Origin of the sequence: Bacteriovorax sp. DB6_IX, from assembly GCF_000447775.1 — a bacterium.
Classification (GTDB): Bacteria; Bdellovibrionota; Bacteriovoracia; order Bacteriovoracales; family Bacteriovoracaceae; genus Halobacteriovorax_A.
On record NZ_AUNJ01000106.1, the window covers coordinates 1 to 10461 of the forward strand.

Below are 10461 nucleotides of genomic sequence, written 5' to 3' on the forward strand. Positions count from 1 at the left end.
AATTTAAGAAGGAAATTGCAGATGTTGTTCTTGCTCAGAAAGAATTAAAGGTGGAATCTACTGTAGAGATGGACGTTTATAAGAAGGTTAACCTCATGCTAGAGTCTCTCTATGAAGATACAAGAAATTTAGCAAATATGGTTAAGACTCTTCCTGAAAATGAAGAAGAAAGGGCCAAGGAAATTGCAAACTCACTTATGCCATTGAGTGAGCAGATTGCAAAATTCATCGGTGAAGTAGAAGTTCATATGCCAAATGAGCAATGGCCTCTACCATCGTACTTCGACATGCTATTCCTGAGATAGGTACGCGGGTCCTTTTCGTATTTTTAATAATTTATCATGCCCAAATAGCAGTTTCTGTTATTTGGGCTTTTTTATAAGTGGTTGAAATATCGAAAAGGACCCGCGTACCTTCCTATAAACATTTCAATGGAGAGTATTTTAAAGGGGTTCTTTGGTATAAGTGCAGTGATTAACACAGGGGTATATATGTTAAAGAAATCGCTGATTGCTGCTTCATTAGTTATGGTTTCATTCAATGCTGCGGCAGTGATGAAAGTTATTTACGGTAAAGATAATCGTGTTGAGTCACGTCTATACAAAGATAAGGAATTTAGAGAACTTGCCAAGTCTGTGGCGGGTCGTGTTTCTTCATATGGTCTCTATGACATGGGTGATTACTATGAGTTCCCACAGAGAACGCTCTCTACAAGAATGGGAGTTTGCTCTGATCAAAAATTTGCTCAACAGTACTCAGTTGCTGATTGCTCAGGATTTCTTGTTGGAAAAGATATTCTTGTGACGGCCGGGCATTGTATTGATTCTGAAACAGACTGTAGTAACTACAAGTGGGTATTTGGATATGATGATCAGACAAATGTCTTCAAAAAATCAAATGTCTACTCTTGTAAGTCTATAATCGATCAAAGTGCCAAGTACAATTTGCTTGGATACGCTAAGGACTTTGCTGTCATTAAACTTGATCGTGCAGTAGAGGGAAGAGCTCCTCTAAAGTTTAGAACGAAAGGAAAGATTAGAAAGTCTGCTGATATTCTAGTTATTGGACACCCATCAGGACTCCCTACTAAAAACTGCTGATGATGGAAGAGTTAAGAATACATTTGGTCTAACTTTTAAGGCCGACCTTGATACATTCGGTGGAAATTCGGGATCTCCAGTTTTCAATGTGAAGACTAAGGAAGTTGAAGGAATTTTAATCCAAGGTAAGAATGACTATGTTATGTCTGAAAATGAATACTGTATGGAAGTTGATACAGCATCAGGAAAAGGCGAGAAGGTCTTCAAAATTAATAAAGTCAAATCACTCGTAAAAATGAAGAAGGAAGGGAAGCTTTAAGCTTCCCTTTTTTTTACCCTCATACAGAGAATCATCCCGTAATCTGATCTAGATTATGTTTTTTTTGGCAATAACTACTAAAATCTAATCATCAACCAAGTCATAAAAGGAAGGTAAAATGGAAAATATGACTGCCAATATGTATGTGATTAGTAACCTAACTTTCTTAGACCCTGAATCAACAGTCTATGATGCCTATGAAAGAATGAAACGTGATCAAATTCACCATATTCCAGTTGTTGAAAACGGTGAGGCGATTGGAATTATCAGCGACCGAGATCTTCAATTTGTGACCCTTTCAGGAAACTCTCAAGAGATTAAGTGTAAGGATATTATGACAGAGAAACCTCTTTCTGTTTCAACTTCTGAACCTCTTGCTGATGTGGCCAAAACAATGATTGATAAGAAAGTAAATTCTGTTCTTATTAATAATACAGAGGGAAAAGTTGTCGGAATTTTTACTTCGACTGATGCCCTTAAAATTCTTGCAAATCAACTTATTTAAATGAAGGCCCCCTCTTTTATGAGGGGGATTTTTTATGGCCCTTTTTAGCGCAGCCTTTCGTCCATTCTTTCTCTTTACAGCGTTGATCGCAATCATTGTTCCAATGTACTTTGTCTGTGTTCTGATTAATGACTATAGCTATGCTGGAGAGTTATTAGATATTTTTAGTTGGCATGGCCATGAGATGATATTTGGATTCTCATCGGCCCTACTCACAGGCTTCTTGTTAACAGCGTCTGCCAATTGGACGGGGAAGAAGGTGATTAGTCAGTATGAGCTTATCATTTTGAGCCTGCTATGGTTAATTGCTAGGGGAGTCCTATTCTATCAGCCCAATACACTTTCTCTGTTAATTCTCGCGCCTTTGCCATTTGTGGTTCTACTTTTTAAAATGCTAATTACTCTGCGAGGAAATCGCAATTGTCTTCCAATTGTTTCTATTCTTGCACTTTTGAGTTTTTCGCAAATCTCCCATTTGTACGGGGCCCTTATGCAAGAGAGTGCGTGGGTGAGCTTTTCCTATAAGTTTGCTGGATTAAGTCTCTTTACACTACTCTTTATTTTTTCAGGGCGATTGATTCCCTTTTTTACCAATAATAAGTTAGGTGCCCCAGTTTTAAGTTTGAATAATAGAGTTGAAATCATCACATATTTGTGTTGTTTGTTTAGCTTTATTTTCTATCTTTCAGATTTCAGTATGGGAGAAAAAATATTCTCTTTTTTAAGCTTTTTGCTCATGATTCATCGAAGTCTTAAACTTGTGAATATCAAGATGTTTAAAGAGATCATGCTTTCAATTTTAGTCATGGCCCATTCGCTGCTGACGCTCTTTTTCGGAATGCGCCTTTTTAATCTCTTCTTTGAGTCACTTGAAGTTGGGAAGAGCTCTTATCATATTCTTTTTGCAGGAGCACTGGCCTGTTTTGCCTTGGCCATTATGACAAGGGCCTCTCTTGGCCACAGTGGGCGAAAAATTGAGGGGAGCCTCTTAATAAGACTCTCTTTTTATTCTTTGATTCTAGGTATTGTGCTAAGAGTTTTTGTTCCGTTATTTTGGGGAGATGTCTTTACTCGCTTTTTACATGTCTCGATGGGATTTTGGACGCTGAGTTTTATTTTCTTTATGATTAAATTCTTACCTATTTTCATAAAGAAAAGGCCCGCATAAGCAGGCCTTTCGTCTATAGTGAGCTCGAGAATTCATCAGCTCCAGAATCATTATTCATATACTCTGGGTTAAAAGTATCATCTTCAATTGGCGAGACTGTTAGCTCTGCTGCTGGTGCAGAAACTGACGGCGCCGATGGTGCTTCTAAGTTCATCATTCTAAAGTATGTGTCGAGGTTTTCTTTAAGTTTGAAAACTTCTTTATTGATTGATTTCAACTCTGGCCCTTCATAAGCAAGTTCTTCAAGTAGAATACGTGATAGATTCTTATTCACTCGCTTTGCAAGGTTTTTAAGATTGGCATACTCTTTTGGAAGAGGAATGATATTTTCTGACTCTTCAATTGCAGCATCCATTCCCCCTGACTTCGCCGCTGTGATAATTTTCTTAGCGTCTTTAACAGTTTTATCTGCAATAACAGGAAGGATTCTTTCTTGAACTTCTTTATCTAGTTTAATGATCTCATTTGTCTGGCTAGCATTGATTGTTCCAGCTCTTCTTGCGGCCTTGACGGCATCAGAAGCAAGGGCATCTCTTTTAATAGCACCTTTGATTACTGATTTAGAAAGACCTGTTTTTTCTGCTGTGACGGCCGCGAAAGAATCTTGATCTTGCTCTTCGAGCTCTTTTTCTTTCTTCTTCTCTTCTGGAGTTAGGTCTCTAGCAGAAACTTCAATCTTATTGGCAAGAGGATTGAGTTCTTCATAGATTTCTCTACCTCTGTTAAGACATTTTTCAAATTCTAATTTATCAAGTGGAGTTCTTACAAGGTTTTCATCAATAGAGATGAGTTCTTGTTCAAGAGTTTGTCTATCAACTACATGGACTGGAACTTCTTCCCATCCTAGAGCTGTTACTGCTTGATATCTTCTCGCTCCGGCAAGAAGCTCATTCTCAGTATTAACAGTGAGTGGGTTAATTAGCCCAACTTTCTCGATACTCTTCTTTAAAGAGTCTACGTCTGTGTCTAATCGTAAGTATTCACTAGAGAGCTTAATCTCTGAAAGATTCATAGTTGTTGTTTTCACGTGTGTGTTCTCCGTTATTGTGTGGGCAATATGATAGGAAAGTCTGAGCGTTTTGCCTAGGTATTCGGTGCGTAATGTAATAGCTTGTAAGAAAATAAACACTGTAAATACAATGACTTGTGCTGCTGTGTGTTTTAGCTAAGTACCTAAAATATTTATATCTTTTTCCGATAAGTTCTCTATGAAAAAGCTAAGTATTCTAATCTTCATTACCCTCTATTCATGTTCAACCTTTGGCCCTCAGGGACAGCGCAACTATAGACAGACTGCGTCGTTTGCAAGTTTTGCTAAGTCTTGTAAGAGTTTGGTCTCAGATATTTTTGGTGGGACTTCAAAATCACAAATAAAGAAGATTCTTCTTCGTCTAGATGAAGGGGAGAAGCTTACTGATTCTGAGCGTAAGAAGTTATTGCAGAAAATTCATGAAATTCCATTTCTTGAAGATCGCGTGGCCCTTGAAAAGCAATTAAACTCTACAGGGGATCTAAGTCCTTCACATAAGAAGTTAATTCGAAACTTTATTGGTCGCGATATTCTCTTAGGAAGTAATACAGATAAGAAACTTTATAAGAAGCAATACTTTGGCGCTGATGAGTCATTGCCATTGAGTTATGGACTTGAGTTTGAATTGAAGCTCAGTGAAAACCCGGCCATTGTGAACTCGTATAGGGTTAAGACAATTCCTGAAGAGCAGTGGCACCAATTAAGTTTTGAGAAAAGACTTGAGTTAGCTAAAGAGGCGCAAAAGAATCAAGACGATGTTGATCACTTTCTCGTTAGACTCTCTAGTGCCCACCCGAAACTTCCTGAAGGGCTCTTTATTGAACCTCACGGAACGATTGAAGGTAATGATATGATCTTTGATAATCTAGGGGATTTTAATGACCTTTTAACTTACTTTGTCGAACACTTTGGTGTAGCATCATTTCAATCTCATGTGGTGATGGATGCCAGAATGCAATTGGATGGACTAGCTGGTTATACCATCTTTGAGTATGACAGAGCTCAGCTTGCAAGCTTAGAAAATGGATTTAAGAGATATTTAAAAGATAATACTAAAACTCCTTCGCAAAACCTTATTCACCACTCGCTAGGGCCTATTGATGAGACCATTGCGAGTCGTATACAAGTCTATGAGGATAATTTGGCCGATGGAGTAACAGATTTTAAAACTGCGGGGACAAAGGCCGTCTTTGCACCAAACTTTCGTGTGAACTATCCCTATGGTGAAGGGAAGATGGGCTTTGAGTTAAGGCAATTCCACAAAAGAGATCGCCACCTCTTTGATGCAATGGTGAAGCTTGCTGGAGATCTCGAAAACTATGGTGGCCTTGATCACTATAAGAAGTTCTCTGAAACGCCACAGACTTCAATCAAGACGATGAGAAATATTTTAGAGCAATATGATATAAGTCCAGATAAAATGGATGACTTTGAACTCTTCTTTATTTCACTTAATGATGAAATTACAAAAGAGGTGAAGCGTGTTGGTGGTGCTCGTTCAGGGGCCACTCTTGAAAATCGTTTACTCTATCCTTTAAGAGACTGGAAGAATCATCCTGTGAAAGAAGTTCTTAGTGAGAATGAACTTGCTACTTATATGGCAAGAACTGATACGGCCCAAAAGAGATTCATTAGAGAGATCGAAAAACTAATGGATGAAGTTGGAGTGATGGATGTTAATGAAGAGACGTTGAAGAAGGTTCAAGTTCTTATTGCATCATGGGCACAAGAGTCTAAATATTCAGAGTTCTTTCAAAGACTCAGCGATACAATTAAGGGGGAGAAGCGTGATGTTAAATATAGTTACTTACCAGAGTTAGAGTTCTTTAAAAGAGGGGATGATTTCACTCCAGAGAAGGCCGATTATACGGTGCCGACTTATCGTTTTGTTAAAGGTGAGTCACGAGAGAGTTCAGCTTATTCAAATTACTTAGAGAATACTTTTGAAGTGGCCTATGCCAATATTGGACAAACTGGGCATGTCGAGTTGCGTGTCGGAAAGAATCACTACTCAATCGATAATTATGCTCTTGGCGCATCGATGACTACTGATAAGGCCTTTTCTGGTTTTAGAAATGGCGCGACGGGAAGAGTTTATCGACTTAATAGGGCCCAGATAAAAGAGCTCAATCAACGAATTACTGAATATATTAAGACTATCCGTCAAAGAAACTTTCCTCCATTTGATGCCTGGGGTGGTATCGAGGAAGTGACAGAAGTTTCTGGTGGTTTCAAGATTGTTGGAAAGAGTAAGAATAAGGCCAAGATCAAGGCAACTTTAGTTGAAGAAGGCGGAGAGAAATTCTTTGAAAGTGCAGGAATAAGAATTCCGGCCATTGAAAAAGAAGGAAAGCTCTTTATACAAACGACAAATTGTACGCAAGGGGTCATGGATATTCTAAGAACCTATCTGGATATCAATCTTGGAAACTATCCCTCTGCCAATATGATTAATAATGCCTTTGAAAGAGGAAGTGTGCGTGTTCCATATGAAGCAGTTATCCACTATTAGGTACGCGGGTCCTTTTCGTAAATTCAAGCAGTTGGCAACAGAATGAAGTTTTTTGAGAAACTTTTATCTCAACGTTCCGTATACCAAGTATATGAGGGGATGGAGAATGAGGAGTTGATGCTGCTTGTTCAATCTGGCGATATTAAGGCCTTTGAATTCCTCTATGAGAGATTGAAGGTGTCACTCTATAATTATATTAGACATTGCGGGGTTTCAGAGCAACAGGGCATTGAGCTAGTGCAGGACGTGATGTTCAAGGCCTATGAGAAGAGAATGCTCTACCGTTCAGAGTATAAGCTGACAACTTGGATATGGACGATTGCTCGCAATCAGACGATTGACCTCCTTAGAAAGAGAGATCCCTTGAAATTCGCTGAAACCGAAGAGGTGGAAATTTCTTCAGGAGAAAGTGAGATGGAAGTGTTAATCGATGATAAGATTGAAAGAGCGGTTCTTGAAAAATGCTTTAAGAATTTGCTTCCTCAATATAGTGAAGCCTTGAGTTTGAGAGTCTATAGTGAGATGAGCTACGAGGAGATTGCTGAAGTTATGAATAAGTCTCTATCTTCGGTGAAAGCGCTAATCAATAAGGCGAAGAAGGCCTTAAGAGATTGCGTTAATGAATGTATGGGAGAGGCCAATGGGTCAAAATAAAAAGGATATAGAAAAAATTCTTAAAGAAAAAACCTCTCACGAGTTTCCAGCTGAGCTTGATAAGAATTTTTATCGAGAGACTAAGAAGCTTTCTTCTGATCAGGAGAACTCAAACCCCATCATATGGAAGTCGACGCTGGCATTCAGTTTTGTGCTAGCGCTATCAATCTATACTTTCAATTATAACCCTAATCAAACTTATCAAATGGAGAGAAAGAAGATCATTGATCAAATTGAGATGATCAAAGAACTTGATCGCCTAGAAGACGATAGTTGGGATCTCATTTTTGAGCGCTATGATAGTGAGGGGGCTTAGAATCCTCTTGATGAATTCATTTTATGAATAATCGCAATGGCCCATCTATCTGGTAGATTGGGAATCACAATAGACATGAACTTATTAAAGAGTCCCGGGACGATTGTCACTTTCTTTGCAAACATTTTATTCATCGCTATTTTTGCAACTTCTTCACTTGTGAGTCCAACAAAGTGTTTCTTTTCATTCTTTCCCTGACGTGTTCTAAATTGAGAATAAGTCAGACCTGGGCAAAGTGAGGATACGCTAATTGTTGTTTGCGAGAGCTCTCTTGTGAGGGCCTTTGAGAATGAATGTTGAAAGGCCTTCGCTGCACCGTAGATGGCCTGCTTTGGAACTGCAAAGAAAGCATAAAGACTTGAGACATTGAGAATATAGGACGCAGGAGAGTTTTTTAAAATAGGGATTAACTCTTTAGTCATATACATGGGAGAGCTGACCAAGGTATTGGTGAGGGCAAACTCTTCATCTAAATTTGTCTGCTCATAATCTCCGGCGACACCAAAACCGGCATTGTTGATAAAAATTGAGAGAGGAAGATCTCTTACTTCTTGTATAAGGGCCTTGGTCTCTTCCATTATACTAAGGTCGGCCGTGATAATCTTGATTTCAATATTTGATGAATCGAGCTCACTTTTAAGTTTGTTAAGTGCGAATTCATTTCTTCCATGAATAATAAGATTATAGTTTCGGTTTGCTAGCTCTTTAGCAATGGCCAATCCTATGCCAGAACTTGCTCCTGTGATCAATGCCCAATTCTTCATATTGGCTCCTTATTGAGGACAATTATAGGGAGATGGATAGAGAGTGTAAAACAATAAGTCCTTGAAAGTAGGTATATAAACCTTAAAAATTAAATATTTGAGTAAATGTGTCCGATAAAATGAGTTGAAGAGTATTGTTGTGAGAACAATGGAGAACCGTTTTGAAATTCTTAAATAAGAAAATGCTATTATTATTGGCCCTAAGTCAGATTGCAGGTGTTGGAAATACCGCCCTGGCAAATGAGCAGATGCGCGCCCAGATCAAAGGTGAACTTAATGGTTTTAAGTCTCGTCTGGCAAAAGATCGCAAGCAGCTCTTTTACAATCTCTGTATGGATCTCATTGATAAAGATGGTATTAACAAAACGGGAACCTGTCGTCGCTATTCAAATGATATCGAAGGGGAAAACTTCGAACAAGTACGAAGAAGTATGAATAAACAATTCGCTCTTATGGATAGACGAAGTGTTAAAATTCCACGCTATGTTGTCCTCTCACGACACTTAAGATCAGAGTTTGAAGATCTCTACGGAGATAATGGTAAGTATAAGACATTCTTCTTGGAAGGGTCTCAGGCCTATGTCAAAGAGTTCTACCCTGATTATGGAAAAGAGCCTGAGCCTGCTAAACCAGAAGTGCCTAAAGATCCTTATGCAATGACTGAAGGTGAAATGGATCTCGTTGTCTCTAACTATGATAATGAAGAGGGAAGAGCGGACTCTTATGAAAGACGTTTAATGCTTGATACACCTGTGGTTGTATCGGCGATCTGTAAAATTCGAGTCAGAGAAGATTATAATTACGCTCGTGCTGATATTAAAAAGTGTGAGCAGATGGGAAGAGACTTCAAAGGTAAGAGTCTAGGAAATATTCATCAAGATATGAATGATTCAAAAGATCCTGATATTGATGTCTCAATGGACCTTCTTAAAGAGGCCTATACAAGATCGGCCATCAAGTTTGGTTATGATGGTGATGTTCTTGATGGTTATGTTGATTTCCTAAATGATAGTGCAAAGATTGTTGATCGAAAGGTTGTGGAGGCACCAGTTGTAAAAGTTCTCCCACCTCTTCCAAAACCAGTTCCTGCAAAACCTGTTGTTCCAGTTGCACCTGCACCTGTCGAAAAACCGGCACCAGTAGTGGCCCCTGCAAAACCTGTTGTACCACAAGGTGAAATTATTATTGAGGCCCCTAAAGAAGTTGTGGAGCCAGAGATTACTAATCCTAAACCAGTTGTGCCTAAAGATAGTGAAGTTGGTGATGTGATTGATCCAAATTCAATTCCTCTAACTGAAGAGGATCTGAAGCTCTGTGAAAATGAGAGTGAGGATAAGTATCAGGCCTGTATTAATACTTTAAAGAGAAAGAAAATGGCCGAGATGGCCAATGGTAATCCAGCTCCTGTAGAAGTTGAGGAGAAACCAAAAGAATTAGTTCTTGAAAATATCGTGCCTAAGCTTCTTCTAAGTGATGAAGAGAAAGAGGCAAATATTAAATTCTTAGAGGAACTTAATAAAATTAAGGATAAGGATTTTCAAGACAAGGTTAGTAAAATTATTAAGAAGTATGATGATCTCTACAATGAAAGACTTAAGGCCGAATGTGCTGAAACACCAACTCAAGAGTGTGCAGATAAGGTTTACACTGATGTGACTAAGCAAAGAATCGCTGAGCTTAAAAAGCTTTATGAAGATTATCTGGAATCTCAAAAGGAGCCTGTGGTAGAGCAGCCAGAAGTGGTCGATCCACCAACCGTTTTTGATGAGTCAGATGTCTCTAAACTTTCATGTGATGATCAGATCTCGAATAAAATACTCGAGCTGCTTAAAAAAGATCAATTCAATATGATTGGTAAGCAGTTCCAGTTAACGTCTCTTAAACTTGCTCTGCAAGTTCTACAAAAGAGTGCGAAATACGATACGGTAGAAGATTACTTAAATAAATATCAAAAGAGTCTTCTGAGCCAAGATAATAAGGCCGTCTATGACGAGCTTGTCGAGTTCTATCGTGATCATGGAAAAATTGAAGATTCTAATTTCATTGCCAATAACTTTGAAAAGCTCAAGAACTCAAGTTACTGGAAAGAGAACACAAGGATTTATAATGAGACAGCTTCGGTATTTATCCTGGCCGACTCTCTCTCAAATGAG

10 protein-coding genes and 1 pseudogene are annotated in these 10461 nt (G+C 38.6%); 9 read left to right on the top strand and 2 right to left on the bottom strand.

Features of this window, described 5'->3' with window-relative positions; genetic code table 11:
• The 5 genes from M901_RS03410 to M901_RS03425 form a co-directional block, all read left to right on the top strand.
• Window positions 1-305: hypothetical protein (locus M901_RS03410; protein WP_021276787.1), on the top strand; the 305-nt coding region annotated here is incomplete at its 5' end.
• A 186-nt stretch (window positions 306-491) separates the two neighbouring features.
• Window positions 492-1100: a serine protease gene (locus M901_RS16185; protein WP_021276779.1), complete on the top strand. Its 609-nt coding sequence runs from the start codon at window positions 492-494 to the stop codon at window positions 1098-1100.
• Window positions 1063-1359 carry a S46 family peptidase gene (locus M901_RS16190; RefSeq protein WP_021276780.1) on the top strand — a complete coding sequence of 99 codons (297 nt, stop codon included), beginning with the start codon at window positions 1063-1065 and terminating at the stop codon, window positions 1357-1359. Before M901_RS16185 ends, M901_RS16190 begins: the two co-directional genes overlap by 38 nt.
• 118 nt (window positions 1360-1477) lie before the next feature.
• Complete coding sequence (locus tag M901_RS03420) at window positions 1478-1864, top strand: CBS domain-containing protein (protein ID WP_021276782.1); 387 nt, start codon at window positions 1478-1480, stop codon at window positions 1862-1864.
• Between the two features lie 34 nt (window positions 1865-1898).
• On the top strand, window positions 1899-3032 hold the full coding sequence (locus M901_RS03425) for an NnrS family protein (protein ID WP_021276784.1): 1134 nt from the start codon (window positions 1899-1901) through the stop codon (window positions 3030-3032).
• Window positions 3033-3045: 13 nt separating this feature from the next.
• On the opposite strand, the gene M901_RS16195 is transcribed toward M901_RS03425, so the two are convergent.
• Window positions 3046-4059: a ParB N-terminal domain-containing protein gene (locus tag M901_RS16195; RefSeq protein WP_021276778.1), complete on the bottom strand. Its 1014-nt coding sequence runs from the start codon at window positions 4057-4059 to the stop codon at window positions 3046-3048.
• Between the two features lie 181 nt (window positions 4060-4240).
• Here M901_RS16195 and M901_RS03435 point away from each other — a divergent pair, with 181 nt between their 5' ends.
• The 3 genes from M901_RS03435 to M901_RS03445 are packed head-to-tail and all read left to right on the top strand — an operon-like array spanning window position 4241 to window position 7544.
• Entirely contained in the window at window positions 4241-6574 is a 2334-nt protein-coding gene (locus tag M901_RS03435; RefSeq protein ID WP_021276785.1) for a hypothetical protein, read from the top strand.
• A gap of 42 nt (window positions 6575-6616) precedes the next feature.
• Window positions 6617-7228 (top strand): RNA polymerase sigma factor, encoded by a 612-nt coding sequence (locus M901_RS03440; protein WP_081653325.1) that lies wholly within the window; start codon window positions 6617-6619, stop codon window positions 7226-7228.
• A complete protein-coding gene (locus M901_RS03445; protein WP_021276783.1) occupies window positions 7215-7544 on the top strand; it encodes a hypothetical protein in 330 nt (109 codons plus the stop codon). Before M901_RS03440 ends, M901_RS03445 begins: the two co-directional genes overlap by 14 nt.
• Here M901_RS03445 and M901_RS03450 read toward each other — a convergent pair.
• Window positions 7541-8308 (bottom strand): SDR family oxidoreductase, encoded by a 768-nt coding sequence (locus M901_RS03450; RefSeq protein WP_021276777.1) that lies wholly within the window; start codon window positions 8306-8308, stop codon window positions 7541-7543. The genes M901_RS03445 and M901_RS03450 overlap by 4 nt on opposite strands.
• Before the next feature lie 161 nt (window positions 8309-8469).
• On the opposite strand from M901_RS03450, the pseudogene M901_RS03455 reads away from it, so the two are divergent.
• Window positions 8470-10461 (top strand): annotated as a pseudogene (locus tag M901_RS03455) (hypothetical protein); the annotation flags it as partial.